Below are 14,904 nucleotides of genomic sequence, written 5' to 3' on the forward strand. Positions count from 1 at the left end.
GAAGTGACGCGGCGGCGTGTGGCGGGCTGCTATTCAACCGGCACATACTCTCCACCCCGCCAGACGTACCACACCCAGCTTTGGTTTGTGAGGTCGCCCTTGTCGTCGAAATCGACCGGGCCGAGCACAGTGTCGAACTCCTGTCCGCGCAGTGTCGCGATGACCGCCGGCAGTTCGAGCGAGGCTGCCTTATCGACCGCTTGCGCCCAGAGTTGGACGGCAGCGTAGCTCAGCAGTGTGTAACCTGCGGGCTCGAAGTTTTCGGCACGGAACCGCTCCACCACCGGGGCAGCTTCGGGGTTTCGCCGCGAGTCCGCGGAGAACGTAAAGAGGGTCCCCTCGGCTCCCGGGCCGGCGATCAGCGCAAACTCTTCGGTTGCCAGGGCGTCGCCGGAGATGACCTGAAGCGCGTAGGCGCGGTCGCGTGCAGCGCGTACAATCAACGCAACCTCGGCATGATACCCGCCGACATACAAAACGGCGATACCAGCGGCCTGTAACGCAGCGATCTCCGCCGAATAGTCGTTCTTAGCAGGCGTGTATGCGTCGTAGACAGCTTCGGTTACGCCCCGCTTGTTCAACTGCTTTCTTGTCTCACCGGCGAGACCCATACCATAGGTCGTGCCGTCGTGAAGGATCGCGATTTTCTTTTCGCCCCATTCATCGGCCAGGTAGTTGCCGGCCACGATCCCCTGCTTATCGTCGCGACCTATGACTCGAAAAACGTTGTCACGGCCCTGTTCGGTCAACAGCGGATTGGTCGATCCTGGTGAAATCTGCAGAACCGCCGCCTCCTCATAGATCTTTGATGCCGGGATCGAGGCGCCGGAGCAGTAATGTCCCACGACGAACACCACTCCGTCAGCCACCAGTTTCTTGGCTGCCGCCACGGCCTGCTCGGGATCGCAGAAATCGTCGACGTTGATGACGCGCACCTGCTGGCCAAGGACGCCGCCCGCCGCATTGATGTCGGCTACGGCCATCTCTGCCCCACGCTGACCCTGCTCGCCGATCCACGCGAGCCGTCCGGTCATCGCGGCCGAAACCCCGATCACTACCTCCGCCTGCGCGGGGCAGATGTAGATAGCCGCAAGCGCGGCAACAGCTATGGTGACCACGCGGTGCATCACTGTACCCCTAACGTTAGCTTACGCTAATCAAGTCGATGCCGACAGTCCTTTGCGTAAGTGCGGATACCTCGGCCGGTTCCGCAACAGCCTTGCCTCGCGTCAGCGTCGTCGGGCCGCCCGCGCAGAATGCTTTCTTGGCTGAAACAGCCGCAGCACTGCATGCCGAGCTCGGCAAGGAAGGACTGGCGTGGCCTCACCGGGTACTTCGACGCACCATCGCTTAAAAGTGCACTCAGATTGGCCGTGAGAGCCAGCAATCGCCCACGTCAGCGAAAGAGCAAAAAGGCCGTTACGGGTGATACTCTCGTCCTGTTGCTGGCGACCCGCGCCAGTAACCGCCTGATTGATCTGCGCGATCAGGCAGGTGGACGTAGACAATCGGAAATCGCCGGCCTGCGTGTGGAGGATTTGACCGACGAGGAGCCAGTTTTTGCCGATCGCAAAGGCAAAAATTCCCTTCCCCTGTCGTGTTTGACGATCCATCTTGGCCGCACGCTGAATTGAGCGAGATCCGCCCCAGGCGACCGTCCGCCGAAGAGAACGATTGGAGTGAGACAATGAACGGCACGATCACCGACAATGTCGCGGCATCACGCTTCGAGCTTGCTGTCGGCGATGAGCTTGCCGTTGCCTATTACCACAACGAAGACGGCCGGGTCGTTCTCACCCACACGGAGGTTCCACAGGCACTTTCCGGGCAAGGCATCGGCACACGGCTGGCGCGTGGGGTCTTCGAGACGCTCCGCCAAAGACAAGCTCGCATTATCGCCAAATGCCCGTTCATGGCCGCCTTCGCGGTAAAGCATCCGGAATATAGCGCGATGCTCGATGGATGAGTTCGGTGCGGCAAGTTGCCGACGGTCTCAGGCAAATGGTGTGATCCCCGCCTTCAGCCTCCGGCGTTCCGTGCTCAAGGGCGGCGGTATGTCAGACTTTGCCAATACGGCTTCCCCCCAGGGAAAGCCGTATTGTTACGTGAAACTGCTTCCGTCAGAGGCTTGCGCCGACTTCCCGAAGCTCCTTCAGAACCGGCGCCTTCGGCAGCCAGATCTCGTCATAGGCGGCGATGATCTCGGCGGTGTTCTGCAGGTCTATATCGACGATCTTGATACCGGTATTCTTGAAGTTCTGCAGGAGGGTGGCTTCCTTTGCGACGGTTGCGTCGATCTGTTTGTCGAGCTCCTCGCGGGTCAGGCGGGCGATAAGTTCGCGATCCGCTTCGGGAACGCCCTTCCATATGCGGCCGGAAGCCAGCGCGACACAGGGCATGAAGATGGCGTTCATGCGCAGCATGGTCTTGGCGACCTTGTCATATCGCTGGTTCCAGGAGAGATCCAGATCGGCTTCAAGTCCGTCCACCTGCCCGTTGGACATAGCGTCAAACACCTGCGGCGTCGGGATTGGCGTCGGCGCTGCGCCGAGCAGTTGATAGAAGTCACGGTAGGCCGGCGTCGTGTTGATACGCAGCTTCATACCCTTGATATCTTCAATGCCGCCGGTTTCCTGACCCGTGAAGACGACGCGCAGGGTGGTGATGCCGTAACCAAGTCCAATCGTGCCGGTTTGGGCAGGCAGTACGTCCAGCAGCTTGATTGCGGCCGGGTGACGAACGAGTGCAGCGACCTTCTCCGTGCTCTTGACGAGCCACGGCGCATTGATGGCCGCGATCTGGGGAATGCGCGAGCCGAGTTCCGCGGTCATGATCCAGCCGAGATCCAACGCACCGGACTGCATCTGCTGCAGCATGGCGCCTTCGTTGCCGAGCTGGTTCGACGGGAAGACCTGGATCGCGAGGCGCCCGTTTGTTTCTTCGGAAAGACGCTTGCCGACGGCTTCAGCCGCAAGGTTCCAGGGGTGGCCCGGTGGCGTGGTGATGCCGAGACGATAGATCTTTGCAGTCTGTGCACGCAGGATCGACGGTGCGGAGACAGCCGCCGCGGCTCCCAGCGAGACGCTCTTCATCAAAGTTCGACGCGTAATGTTCATGGCAGGTTCCCTCTGTTGTGAGTTTATCGGTTAGGAGAAGTAGGTCGACAGTGCCGGGAAGATCGAAAGCAGCACGAGGATGACGCAGCAGATCAGGAAAAACGGCAGCGTTACGATGAACATCTTGCCGGGCTTCGCCCCCGTTACTGCAGCGGCAATGAAGAAATTCAAGCCGACCGGCGGGGACAGAAAGCCCAGGACCAGGTTGATCACGGCGACGACGCCGAAATGCACCGGATCGATGCCGTAGACTTCTGTCGCAATCGGCAGCAGGATCGGAACTGTCATGATCAGCCCGGGCGCGCCATCGATGACCGTGCCGATGACGAGCAGGATCACATTGACCAGCAGCATAAACGTCACCGGGTCTTTCGCGATCGTCTGGATCCATTCCGCCACGTGCTGGGGAACCATTCCGTAGACGAGAACCCAGGAAAATACGGCAGCCGCAGCGATCAGGAACAGAATGCCGGCCGACAGGACCCCTGCCTTGACGAACATCTCGGGAAGCTGCTTCAGGCGGAGATCGCCGGTCACGAAACGCCCGACGAGGATTGCGGCAACCACGCCCATGGCCGCGGCTTCGGTCGGATTGGCGAGCCCGGTCACGATCGATCCCACGATGATCAGCGGGATGATCAGTGTCGGCGCGGCCTTCAGCGTGATGGTCACACGCTCGCTCATCGGCAGGCTGGTGCCGCGCGGGTAGTTGTAGACGTATCCCATAAGCGCGATCACCACACAAAAGGCGATGGTAAGAATGACGCCGGGAATGATACCGGCGGCCAGCATGGTTCCGACGGGAACCTGCGCGATGACGCTGTAGACGACGAACATGATGGAAGGGGGAATGATCGGCCCCAGCATGCCGGCATAGGCGGTCAGACCGGCAGCGAAGGTCTTGTCATAGCCCTTCTTCTCCATTTCCGGGACGATCATCTGCGACATCAGCGCAACCTGGGCCGCGGCCGAGCCGAGAATGGACGCCACGAACATGTTGGCGAGCAGGTTCACATAGGCAAGGCCGCCCTTGAGCGCGCCGACGAATGCCATTGCCATGTCGATGATACGGCGCGTGATGCCGCCGCCGTTCATGATCTCGCCGATGAGAATGAACAGCGGAATGGCGATCAAGCCGTAGCTGTCAAGACCCATGAACATTTGGGTGGGAAAGGAGACGAACAGGACCGTATTGTCGCTTTGCCAGATATACGCGGCGGCCGTGAGGCAAAGCACAATGGAGATCGGCAGGCCGACTAGCATGAGGGCAACGAATGCGCCGAAGGTAAACATCAGGCGGCTCCTTCTGCAGTCGTCAGCGAGACCTGTACGCGCTTGCGCGCGATGCCGAGGTCTTCAAGCAGGTTTGCAGCATTGTGGACGATGAGCGTGAGAGCGAAGATCGGCAGAATCAGGTTGACGATCCAGGTCGGCCATTCCAGCGTCTGGGTTCGCTCGGTGTAGAGGAAGTTGAACGTTTCGGCGGCAAAAGCCTGAGCGTCGAAACCGTGGGAAGCGATGCCCAGCGGATCCAGCCAGATCCAGCACACCACCGCAAAGCCGGTCGCAAAAGTCAGCGATATTGCGGTGGAAAAGGCGCGCAGCCGCGCGACCCATTTGGGTGACAGTTGATCCGACAGAAGCGTGACGGCGAAATCGATCCGCAGCCGCGTCATGACCGAAGCCCCGATAAAGCCAAGCCAGATCATGGAGAAGATCGAGGCCTCGTCGATCCAGTAGATTGGCACCTTGGCGAATCGGGTGATGACATTCACCAAAATCAGCGCGAGCAGCACCGTTATGAAAATCCCGGCCAGGAACTTCTCACCGCGCAGAAGCGCCTGGGACAATCCTGTTATTTTCTCCGCCCAGAGCGGTTGGTTTCGTGGCTCCCCGGTCGATGACATCGCACGCCTCCTCTTACTGCATACTTCTTGTATTTATAAAGTATACAGGGCTGGGCTTTGTCAACCGCTTTTCGAGCCGGCTAAGAAAGTCGGCACTGCTCGGTGACCGCCGTTACCTATTCCGCTGCAGGCCACGCCTCAGGTCGGGAAAGCGCCTCAAGGCGGTAACACTTATTGGCTGTGGGAAAGCTGCCAAGGCCAATGTTGGCCTGACGGTAGAGAACGTCGACGATCTCGTAGTGGATCTCAAAGGCGACGATGGATACCAATTTCCCCGGGGTCGTCCGGTCCAGGGAAGCCAATCTGGTAGCGCACCGCGAAGCGGACCTTTATACGGCTGCTCTCCGTCGAGTTGTTTGGTTTGGAGTAGTCGTCGTCACCACATCGATCAGCTTGGCGCGGTGCCTGAGAAAGTCGTCCCCTGATAGAAACCGACACTCTCGTTGAAGCCTCCCCATTGAACTTGCGCCTCGGGAAGTCCCCAAGGAGCATTCAAGTGATGCGGCTCGTCGATTGATGGCGGGCAAGAGCCCGCGTAGAGCAGCCGTGACAATACTTCACGTCAGGTGGCTGCGCCTTTAGCCGGAGCGGACAGCAGCTCCTGTTGTCTCGCTACCCCGATTAGCCATTTGTGAAATTTTTGCCCGAACGGCTTTTCGAGAGCCGTCCGGTCCCAGGCTAAGTAGTAGCTTTCGGACAGTTGCATGCGAATGTCGAAGGGAACCATCAAGGCGCCGGAGGCGACCTCATCCAGTACCATCGAAACCTGTGCGAGAACGAATCCCCTACCGTTCACCGCCGCGTCAATGGCGCTGCTCGACAAAGCAAACGAAAGGCCAGAGAACGTTTGGCGGCCATCGGCATGCACCAAGGCGGCCCAGTCCCTCCATTGCGGCGAAGCCTTGTAATCCGCCTCCCATTCCACGTTTAGCAGCGGGAATTTGAGAATGGCCTGCGGACTGTCGAGGACACGGTTGGCGATCAACGCGGGCGAACAGACCGGTACGACCCAGTCGGTGAACAGATTTGCGACATGCTCGTGCGCATAGGCGCGCCGGCCGTAGGTAATGCGGAAGTCCACCTGCTCGATACCGATGCGGGGCTCTTGCTCCTGGCCGAGAATGCGCACACTGGATTCCGGACAGAGGGACTGCCAGTCGAAAATCTTGCGACCGACCCACCTGTTGGCGACCGAGGTCAAGGCACTGAGGACGATCCCGGTCTCGTTCCTGGCGCGCGTGAGAATATTGGCGGCATGGGAGAGCTGCTGAAAGCCTTTCGCGACTTCCCGGTAATACAGCCGCCCCCATGACGACAATTCAACCCGCCGCCCACGTCGCTCCAAAAGCGTGAGCCCAAGACATTGCTCCAGGTTTCGTACCAGTTGGCTGACGGCGCCGGGCGTTACACCGAGATCCTCCGCAGCGGCGCTGACCGAGCCACATCGTCCGATCGCCTCAAAGGCTTGCAGGCCGCGCAAGGACGGGTTCGGCATCGTTAGGCACTCCTCGGACAGGTCGCTCAATTTAGAAAATCTAAAAAAGAACGCAGGAGCTGGCAACTTGTTGGCACAAAAAAAACGGCGGACATTCGCTTAACAAAACGCAAGGAGAGCGAAATGTTTCTCAAGAATGCCTGGTACGTCGCAGCCTGGGACCAAGAAGTCGGCCGCGAGCTAAAATCGGTCACGATCCTCGGCGAACACATCGTTCTTTACCGCAAGCAGGACGGCCATGCCGCCGCGCTCGAGGATGCCTGTCCCCATCGGAAGCTGCCGCTGTCCATGGGCCGCATCAAAGGTGACGACGTGGAATGCGGCTATCACGGCCTGACCTTCGATTGTTCGGGCTCCTGCACGCGGGTTCCGGGCGCCGAGCGCATTCCGCATGTCGCCAAGGTGCGATCTTACCCAGTCCACGAGCGCTACGGCCTGCTTTGGATCTGGATGGGCGATGCAGAGAAGGCGGATCCGAAGGAAATCTTCGAAGTCGAGTATTTCGACAATCCCGCCTGGGGAATCAATCGCGGCGAGTCCATGACGCTCAACTGCAATTACCTCTACATGACGGACAACCTGCTCGACCCGTCCCATGTCGCCTGGGTCCATCAGTCGTCCTTCGCAAGCTCGGCCTGTGAGGAAACGCCACTCGAGACGACCGTGAAGGACGACGGCGTCACCGTCTGGCGCTGGATGATCGATTCCGAACCGGCCCCGTTCTACGCGCCCTTCCTGCAATTCGAGGGCAACACCGACCGCAAGCAGCACTACGAGGTGCGCTATCCGAGCAACGCGATCATTAAGGCCATCTTCGCGCCGGCCCACACCGGCGGGGAAGGCCGCGTCCTGCCAGAAAACACCTTCCTCATGGACAGCTACAACTTCATGACGCCGGTCGATGAAAACCGGACCAAATACTATTGGTTCCAGATGCGCAACTTCGCGCCGGACGACGCCAAGGTTTCCGAGAGTTTCGCAAAATCCGTACGGGGCGCCTTCGAAGAGGATCGCGTCGTGCTGGAGGCGGTCCATCACGCAATGGCCAACATGCAGACACCGAACCTCGACCTGAAGATCGACGTCGGCCCGATGCGCTTTCGCCGCAAGCTCGCCCAACTGATTGCCGCCGAGGCGAAAGCCGGCACGACCAGCGAAGCCGCTGAATAAGGATCAATCCGGATGCTCGATGCCGCGGCCTCGCGCTTTCGCCCCTTCGAAGTTGTCTCGAAGGTGCGCGAAAGCACCACGATCACGTCTTTCCGCCTTGCCCCTCTCGAACGGCAGCACTGGCGGCCGTTCGAGGCGGGACAGTTCCTGACGATGCGCGTTCCCGACCGCAAGGGTGGCCATGTCCTGCGCAACTATACGGTCTCCTCGTCCCCGCGCGAGGAAGGCACGTACCGGATAACCGTGAAGCGTGAGGCCGCACCGTCGCAGGACGTGCCGGATGGCCTGAGCTCCTGCTGGCTCCATGACGAGATCGAGCCCGGCGCCGTCGTCGAGATTGACCCGCCGCGCGGTGCCTTCAAGCTCGACAGCGCGAGTTCGGGGCCCGTCGTGCTTCTTTCTGGCGGCGTCGGGCTGACACCGACGGTCTCGATGCTGAATGTGCTGGCAAGGGAAAGCGACCGCCCCGTCTGGTTCATCCATGCCTGCGACAGCGCGGCCGTTCATGCGTTGCGAGAGGAAGTCGAGCAACTCGCCGCCCAGCGGTCCGGCATCGCCGTACACTTCTGCTACCGTTTCGCCGAGACCGGCGATCTCGCGGTCGCCCGGTGCCACTCGACGGGTTTCCTGACGCGCACCACGCTTCAGAGCCTTCTGCCGCTCGACGACTACGACATCTACATGTGCGGGCCGCCGCCCTTTATGCGGGCCATCTACGGCATTCTGACCGGCCTCGGAGTGCGGAAGGAACGCATTGCCTACGAATTCTTCGGGCCGGCGAGCCTGTTGTCGGAGGCCGGGCAGTTGACGGCGCGGCCCGCGATGGCGCGCGCCGCCGAGCCAGCCACCGAGGGGGACGGCCCACGCATCGTTCTCCAGAAGTCGGGTCGCAGCCTTGCCTGGGACGGGACGAGCGAATCCATCCTTGCCTTCCTGGAGGCACGGGGCATCGAGCCAGAATTCTCCTGCAGGGCGGGGGTCTGCGGGACTTGCGAACAGGGTCTCGTCTCAGGCGAGGTCGACTATTTCGAGGAGCCGCTCGACGCGATGCCGGACGGCCGGGTGCTGCTGTGCTGCACCAGGCCGAAATCCTCGATCGTGCTCGATCTCTGACGCGCTCAGAACAAGAGGCTGCGGCCTGAACCAGGGTGTCCAATCCCCGAAGGAGGATCCGTGACGAAACCGCTCCATACCGAAATCCCGCTCAATCCGCATGTAGCAGGCCTGCCGCCGTACAATGCCGGCATGAGCATCGCCGCCGCACAAAAGCACAGCGGTCGGCAGGACATCGCTGCCCTTGCCAGCAATGAAAACCCGGATGGCTGTTCGCCGGATGTCGCGGCGGCGCTCGCCAACCTCAATCCGTCGCGCTACAGCGACCCGGCCTGCACGGTGCTGCGGGCGGTGCTCAGCCATAAGCTCGGCGTTCCCGCTGAACGTATCGTGGCCGGTAACGGCTCGGAGGAGATGATCGCCGCGGTCTGTCGCGCCGTGCTGCGTCCCGGTGCCCTCGCGGCGACAGTCTGTCCCGGTTTTGGGCTGCACGAGATCGAGGCGCTGGCCAATGGCGCCAAGGTCGAGAAGGTCGCCATGCGGACAGATCTGAACTTCGACATACCGGCGATCGTCGCCATGCTCGAGCGGGCGCCGGTGATTTTCTTCCTCTCCTCCCCCTCCAATCCGGTCGGCCCGGCGCTCGACCGCGAAAGCCTGGAGCGCATTCTCGCGGCGGTCACGCCGCAGACGCTTCTCGTTCTAGACGAGGCCTATTTCGAGTTCACGGACGCAGACATGCCTGACGGCCTCGCCGCGCTCTCGGCCACGGACCTGTCCTGGGTCGTATTGCGAACCTTTTCCAAGGCCTACGGCCTTGCCGGCCTGCGTGTCGGTTATGCCGTGATGTCCGATGCGCGGCTCGCGCGCGCCGTGACCGCGGCCAAGACACCGTTCAACGTCAATGCTGCCGCGCAGGTCGCAGCCGTCGCCGCACTGGCGGACGAGGCATGGATGCGCTCTTCGGTTGCCGCACTGAAACGCGAGCGGGCACGTGTGTCCGAGGCCGTTGCCGCCATGGGGCTTTCGGCGGCCCGATCGCAGACGAACTTCCTGTTCATCGACGTCGGCTGGGACAGCCGGGCGGCGCTGAATCACTTCCTGTCGAAGGCCATCATCGTCAAGCCGTGGAAAGAAGAGGGTTACGAGACCTTCATCCGTGTGACGATCGGCACGCCCTCGGAAAACGACCGCTTTCTCGACGCGCTCCGCGCCCTCGCAAAGCGTGAAGGATGAGGAGACGCCTGCGACGTCCTCTCCAATCCAACACACAACAAGGGGTCGGGCCACGACCCCACGGGAACGAACAATGAGCGCAAACGCACGTCAGCACAAAGCAAACCGGGAGCCCCCTCGCATGTCCCCTTCAACGCCATCCGGTCTTTTCGCCGGCGATTTCTCGGCCCTGCGCGCCCGGTTTCTCTCCGCCGCGCGCACCGCTGGGGCTAGTGTCGTCGAATACCTGCATCCGCTGCATGGACCGAACGGCGAACGTCTGGCGACCGACGTTGCCTATCTTGGACGCGATGATGCCAAGAAGCTCCTGGTGTTGATCTCCGGCACCCATGGCGTCGAGGGTCCTTTCGGCTCGGCCTGCCAGACTGCCTGGCTTTCACAAAATTCGCCCTGGCAGCTTCCCGACGACACCGCGGTCCTAGCCATCCACCTCATCAACCCCTGGGGCACGGCCTGGACGCGCCGGGTGAACGAAGACAACTTCGACGTCAACCGCAATTTCATCGACTGGCAGAAAGCGCCGCCGAAAAACGAACGGTATGCCGCACTGCACGGCGCGCTCGTCTGTCGTGCCTGGGAAGGCCCGGAGCGCGATGCGGCCGCTGAGGCACACGAAGCGGCCAAACGGAGACTCGGCGGCTATGCCGGCATCGCGCCCATTGTGGAAGCCGGCCAGTACCTCTTTCCGGACGGCCTGTTCTACGGCGGCGACGGTCCTGTCTGGTCCAACCGCACCCTTATCGAGATCCTATCGACATTCGCGCATCAGGCGACTGAGGTCGTCGTCTTCGACCTGCACACGGGCGCGGGCCCTTACGGCTATCCTGCTCTCCTCTCCGTTGCTGAGAACGAGCACGACGGTTTGGATTGGGGGCGGCGCATCTTCGGTCCGACGCTCTCGGTCGTCGTCACCGGCGAGAATGCAACCACAGATACCGGCATCTCCGCGACGGCCACCGGCTATGTCTCGGCCGCGGTGCGAGACGCGCTGCCGAAGGCGCGCGTCCTGCCGTTGGTGGTCGAATGCGGAACCCTTGACGGCGCCACGGTCGCGGATGCGGTTCAGGCGGACAACTGGCTTCATTTATTCGGCAAGATCGATACCCCGCTCGGCAGCAGGATCAAGGAGACCCTGCGCGCCGCCTTCATTCCGGAGGACGCTGACTGGCAGCGCACTTGTCTTGCCGCTTCGCTGCGCCATTTCGACCGTGCCTTCGCAGACCTCAAGTCGGTCGGCGGCGCAGGTGCCGAAAAGCCGGTTCCTGCGGCGCCGGCCGTCACCGTCGTCGCCCACCCGGAAGCTAGCGGTCCAAGGCTTGACGAAAGGCCGGCGATCGAAGTGCACGACATCCACAAGCGCTTCGGTCCCCTCCCCGTGCTCAACGGCGTCAACATCTCCGCGCAACCGGGCGAGGTCGTGTCGATGATCGGCTCCTCCGGTTCGGGAAAGAGCACGTTCCTGCGCTGCATCAATTTGCTCGAACAGCCAAACGACGGGCGCATCGTTATCGATGGCGAGGAAATCCGCATGAAGAAGACGTCGGACGGCAGCGCCGCGCCGGCCGACATGCGGCAGGTCGAGCGCATCCGCTCGCGCGTCGGCATGGTGTTCCAGAACTTCAACCTCTGGCCGCACATGACAGTCCTCGAAAACATCATCGAGGCGCCGCGGCATGTCCTGAAGGAAGAGCGGCAGGCGGCCGTCGACCATGCCCATGCGCTCCTGAAGAAAGTCGGCCTCTCCGACAAGCACGACCAGTATCCAGGCCAGCTGTCGGGCGGTCAGCAGCAGCGCGCCGCCATCGCCCGAACGCTCGCCATGCGCCCCAAGCTCATCCTCCTCGACGAGCCGACCTCCGCGCTCGATCCCGAGCTTGTCGGCGAGGTGCTGCGCGTGATCCGGCAACTGGCCGAAGAAGGAAATACCATGATCCTCGTGACGCACGAAATGCAGTTCGCGCGCGAGGTCTCGCACAAGATCCTCTTCCTCCATCAGGGAAAGGTGGAGGAGGAGGGTGCCCCGGCGGAGGTCTTCACCAACCCGCGCTCCGAACGCATGCGCCAGTTCCTGGCCCGTACGCTCTGACATTCCTGCGCCATCACCCGTCCGGGGATCTCTCCGGACGAGACCCAACAAGAAAGCTCAACATGGGGAACCAAAACATGAAGCTCAAAAGTCTATTGCTCGCCACGTTCTTCGCCGCCGGTCTCGCCGCGGCCCAGGCCGCCGAGGGCGAATTGTCGATCGGGACGGAAGGCGAGTATCCGCCATGGAGCATGGCAGACGCCGCCGGTAACGTGACGGGTTTCGACGCCGATGTCGGGAACCTGCTCTGCGCCAAGCTGGAGATGAAGTGCCATTTCGTCGTGCAGGCCTTCGACGGTCTCATTCCGGCGCTCAAAGCCAAACGTTTCGACATCATCATTTCCGGCATGTCGATCACGGCTGAACGCAAGAAGCAGATCAACTTCTCGGTCGGCTATGCGGAACTCGCAAACATGTTCGTGGTGAAGAAGGATTCCGATCTTGCCGGCATCAAGGACATCGATGCGCTGCTGAAATCGCTCGACGGCCGCACGGTCGGCGTCCAGGCCGGGACGACCCATGCCCATTTCGTGGAAAAGCGCGCCTCCTCCGCCGTCCTGAAGACCTACGACACGCTCGACCAGATGCAGATCGATCTCGCCAGCGGCCGCGTCGAGGCCGCCTTCGCCGATGCCTCCGCCCTTCAGGATTTCCTGGCGCGCCCGGATGGCAAGGACTTCCAGTTCGTCGATGTGAAGGTGCTCAGCACTTTCGATCCGACGCTTGGCGAAGGCATCGGCGTCGGCATTTCGCAGGGGAATACCGAGCTGAAGGCCCGCATCGACGAGGCGCTCTGCGAGTTGGTCGCTGACGGCTCGATCGGCAAAACGAGCCAGACCTGGTTCAAGACGGACATCTCCCGTCCCTGCCAGTAACATCAACACGACGTTTCCCGGGTGAGGAAAGGCCGTCAGGTCGATCCTTCCTCGGGGGGCTTCATCCGACAGGACAATGCGAAGGTTGGGCGGGTTCGATGGAACTTGGATTATGGCAGGTATGGGACGGCGGCTGGATCTCCGCAATCCTGCGCGGCGCGGCGATCACCGTCGCCCTTGGGGTCACGAGCATGGCCTTCGGCATCGTCATCGGCGTTGCCTGCGGCCTGGTAAAATGGGCGCGGCTTTTTCCGCTCACGCTTGTCGTGGACGTCTACACGTCGATCGTGCGCGGCGTCCCGGAACTCCTGATCATCTATCTCCTCTTCTTTTCCTCCGTGGAATTCGTAGCCCAGGTCGCCGCGGCCTTTGGCTATGAAGGTCTGGCTGGCAACGGCTACGCCTTCACCATCGCAGTCGTTGCAATCGCAGCCATATCGGGGGCCTATTCGACGGAGGTCGTGCGGGGGGCTCTGGCTGCCATACCGGCCGGACATATCGAAGCGGCGCGGGCGCTTGGGATTCCAAGCAGGCGCATCTTCCGCCGCATTATCGCCCCACAGATGCTGCGGATCGCGGTACCGGGTATGAACAATGTCTGGCAGACCACGATCAAAGACACCGCGCTTGTCTCCGTGGTCGGTTTGCAGGAACTGATGCGCGCGGCCTTCGTCGGGGCGGGTTCGACCCGCCATCCCTTCATCTTTTATCTCATCGCCGCTGTCGTCTACCTCGCAATCACGCTGGTCAGCCAGGGTGGTTTCGATTGGATCGAACGCCTTCTGCGTCCCCGTACGAGGAAATAGGCCATGGATTTCGAACTCGTTCGCCTCGCAGTTCCGACCCTTGCCAAGGGGCTGTGGCTCACCGCTGTCCTGACTGTCACTTCGATCGTCATCGGCTTCAATCTCGGTCTGGCGCTTGCGGTCATGCGTCTGTCGAAAAACACGGCTCTGAGCAGTTTTGCCAAAAGCTACAGCACCGTTTTCCGCGGCACGCCGCTGCTGGTCCAGCTCTTTCTCTTCTACTACGGCCTCGGCCAGCTTTCCTTCGTGCGCGACAACCCCATGCTCTGGTGGATCGTCGGCGATGGCGCCCATTGCGCTGTTATGGCGCTGGCACTCAACACGGCGGCCTATACGTCGGAAATCCTGCGCGGCGGCCTCATGTCCATTCCGGGAGGGCTCGTCGAAGCCGCTCAGGCCTGCGGCATGTCGCGGTTTCTGCGCTTTCGCCGGATCACGTTCCCCCTCGCCATCAGGCAAGCGCTGCCGGCCTACGGCAACGAGCTTGTGCTCGTCGTCAAGGGAACGAGCCTTGCCTCCACCATCACCGTCCTCGAAATCACCGGCCATGCAAAGCGGCTGATGAGCCAGACCTATGCAATCCTCGAAATATTCGCCATCGCCGGTGTGCTCTATCTCCTGATCAATCTGGTGCTGATCACGCTCGTACGGCTCCTGGAAGCCCATCTTACGCGCTACCTGCCCCGATAGGCCTACTGCCTGGAATGGCCGAAAACGTTAAAAGGAAAGAGAAATGTCCATGGATGTACGCGCCGCCGTCGCCGTTCAGGCCGGCAACCCGCTGGAAGTGATGACCGTTCAGCTCGAAGGCCCGCGGGCCGGCGAGGTGCTGGTCGAAGTCAAGGCGACCGGCATCTGCCACACCGACGATTTCACGCTTGCCGGCGCGGATCCGGAAGGTCTGTTCCCGGCGATCCTCGGCCATGAAGGTGCCGGCGTCGTCGTCGATGTCGGCCCGGGCGTGACCTCGGTCAAGAAGGGCGATCACGTCATCCCGCTCTACACGCCGGAATGCCGCTCCTGCCCGTCGTGCCTGTCGCGCAAGACCAACCTGTGCACGGCGATCCGCTCGACCCAGGGCCAGGGCCTGATGCCGGATGGCACCTCGCGCTTTTCGATCGGCAAGGACAAGATCCATCACTATATGGGCTGCTCCACCT

At 61.6% G+C, this 14,904-nt stretch carries 14 protein-coding genes and 2 pseudogenes; 11 read left to right on the forward strand and 5 right to left on the reverse strand.

Annotation, left to right across the window (positions count from 1 at the left end; genetic code table 11):
• Window positions 1–29: 29 nt before the first annotated feature.
• Entirely contained in the window at window positions 30–1,127 is a 1,098-nt protein-coding gene (locus tag IB264_RS28680; RefSeq protein WP_192434542.1) for a branched-chain amino acid ABC transporter substrate-binding protein, read from the reverse strand.
• Between the two features lie 123 nt (window positions 1,128–1,250).
• On the opposite strand from IB264_RS28680, the pseudogene IB264_RS28685 reads away from it, so the two are divergent.
• Window positions 1,251–1,625, forward strand: a pseudogene (locus tag IB264_RS28685) (integrase); the annotation flags it as partial.
• Between the two features lie 62 nt (window positions 1,626–1,687).
• Window positions 1,688–1,966: a GNAT family N-acetyltransferase gene (locus IB264_RS28690; RefSeq protein ID WP_057220360.1), complete on the forward strand. Its 279-nt coding sequence runs from the start codon at window positions 1,688–1,690 to the stop codon at window positions 1,964–1,966.
• Window positions 1,967–2,120: 154 nt separating this feature from the next.
• On the opposite strand, the gene IB264_RS28695 is transcribed toward IB264_RS28690, so the two are convergent.
• The 4 genes from IB264_RS28695 to IB264_RS28710 form a co-directional block, all read right to left on the reverse strand.
• Window positions 2,121–3,116: a TRAP transporter substrate-binding protein gene (locus IB264_RS28695; protein WP_057220361.1), complete on the reverse strand. Its 996-nt coding sequence runs from the start codon at window positions 3,114–3,116 to the stop codon at window positions 2,121–2,123.
• 30 nt (window positions 3,117–3,146) lie between these two features.
• Window positions 3,147–4,409: a TRAP transporter large permease gene (locus tag IB264_RS28700; RefSeq protein ID WP_025429163.1), complete on the reverse strand. Its 1,263-nt coding sequence runs from the start codon at window positions 4,407–4,409 to the stop codon at window positions 3,147–3,149.
• Window positions 4,409–5,023: a TRAP transporter small permease gene (locus tag IB264_RS28705; RefSeq protein WP_192434544.1), complete on the reverse strand. Its 615-nt coding sequence runs from the start codon at window positions 5,021–5,023 to the stop codon at window positions 4,409–4,411. Before IB264_RS28705 ends, IB264_RS28700 begins: the two co-directional genes overlap by 1 nt.
• Before the next feature lie 562 nt (window positions 5,024–5,585).
• Window positions 5,586–6,518: a LysR family transcriptional regulator gene (locus IB264_RS28710; RefSeq protein ID WP_192434546.1), complete on the reverse strand. Its 933-nt coding sequence runs from the start codon at window positions 6,516–6,518 to the stop codon at window positions 5,586–5,588.
• A gap of 123 nt (window positions 6,519–6,641) precedes the next feature.
• Between IB264_RS28710 and IB264_RS28715 the strand changes: the two genes are divergently transcribed.
• From IB264_RS28715 to IB264_RS28750, 9 genes and pseudogenes are all read left to right on the forward strand, one after another.
• Window positions 6,642–7,688 (forward strand): aromatic ring-hydroxylating dioxygenase subunit alpha, encoded by a 1,047-nt coding sequence (locus tag IB264_RS28715; protein ID WP_057204793.1) that lies wholly within the window; start codon window positions 6,642–6,644, stop codon window positions 7,686–7,688.
• A 12-nt stretch (window positions 7,689–7,700) separates the two neighbouring features.
• A complete protein-coding gene (locus tag IB264_RS28720) occupies window positions 7,701–8,801 on the forward strand; it encodes an FAD-binding oxidoreductase (RefSeq protein WP_192434549.1) in 1,101 nt (366 codons plus the stop codon).
• A 60-nt stretch (window positions 8,802–8,861) separates the two neighbouring features.
• Complete coding sequence (hisC, locus tag IB264_RS28725) at window positions 8,862–9,977, forward strand: histidinol-phosphate transaminase (protein WP_309141676.1); 1,116 nt, start codon at window positions 8,862–8,864, stop codon at window positions 9,975–9,977.
• A 121-nt stretch (window positions 9,978–10,098) separates the two neighbouring features.
• A pseudogene (locus tag IB264_RS35655) lies at window positions 10,099–11,103 on the forward strand (DUF2817 domain-containing protein); the annotation flags it as partial.
• 207 nt (window positions 11,104–11,310) lie between these two features.
• Complete coding sequence (locus IB264_RS35660; protein ID WP_057219272.1) at window positions 11,311–12,063, forward strand: ABC transporter ATP-binding protein; 753 nt, start codon at window positions 11,311–11,313, stop codon at window positions 12,061–12,063.
• 77 nt (window positions 12,064–12,140) lie between these two features.
• The gene (locus IB264_RS28735) at window positions 12,141–12,938 is read left to right on the forward strand and encodes a transporter substrate-binding domain-containing protein (protein ID WP_113569764.1); all 798 of its coding nucleotides are present in this window, start codon (window positions 12,141–12,143) and stop codon (window positions 12,936–12,938) included.
• Window positions 12,939–13,036: 98 nt separating this feature from the next.
• Window positions 13,037–13,744, forward strand: a complete 708-nt coding sequence (locus tag IB264_RS28740) for an ABC transporter permease (protein WP_113569762.1) — start codon at window positions 13,037–13,039, stop codon at window positions 13,742–13,744.
• Window positions 13,745–13,747: 3 nt separating this feature from the next.
• Entirely contained in the window at window positions 13,748–14,434 is a 687-nt protein-coding gene (locus IB264_RS28745; protein WP_113569760.1) for an ABC transporter permease, read from the forward strand.
• Window positions 14,435–14,483: 49 nt separating this feature from the next.
• Window positions 14,484–14,904: alcohol dehydrogenase catalytic domain-containing protein (locus tag IB264_RS28750; protein WP_192434560.1), on the forward strand; the 421-nt coding region annotated here is incomplete at its 3' end.

It is taken from the genome of Ensifer sp. ENS11 (assembly GCF_014851895.1).
GTDB lineage: Bacteria > Pseudomonadota > Alphaproteobacteria > Rhizobiales > Rhizobiaceae > Ensifer > Ensifer canadensis.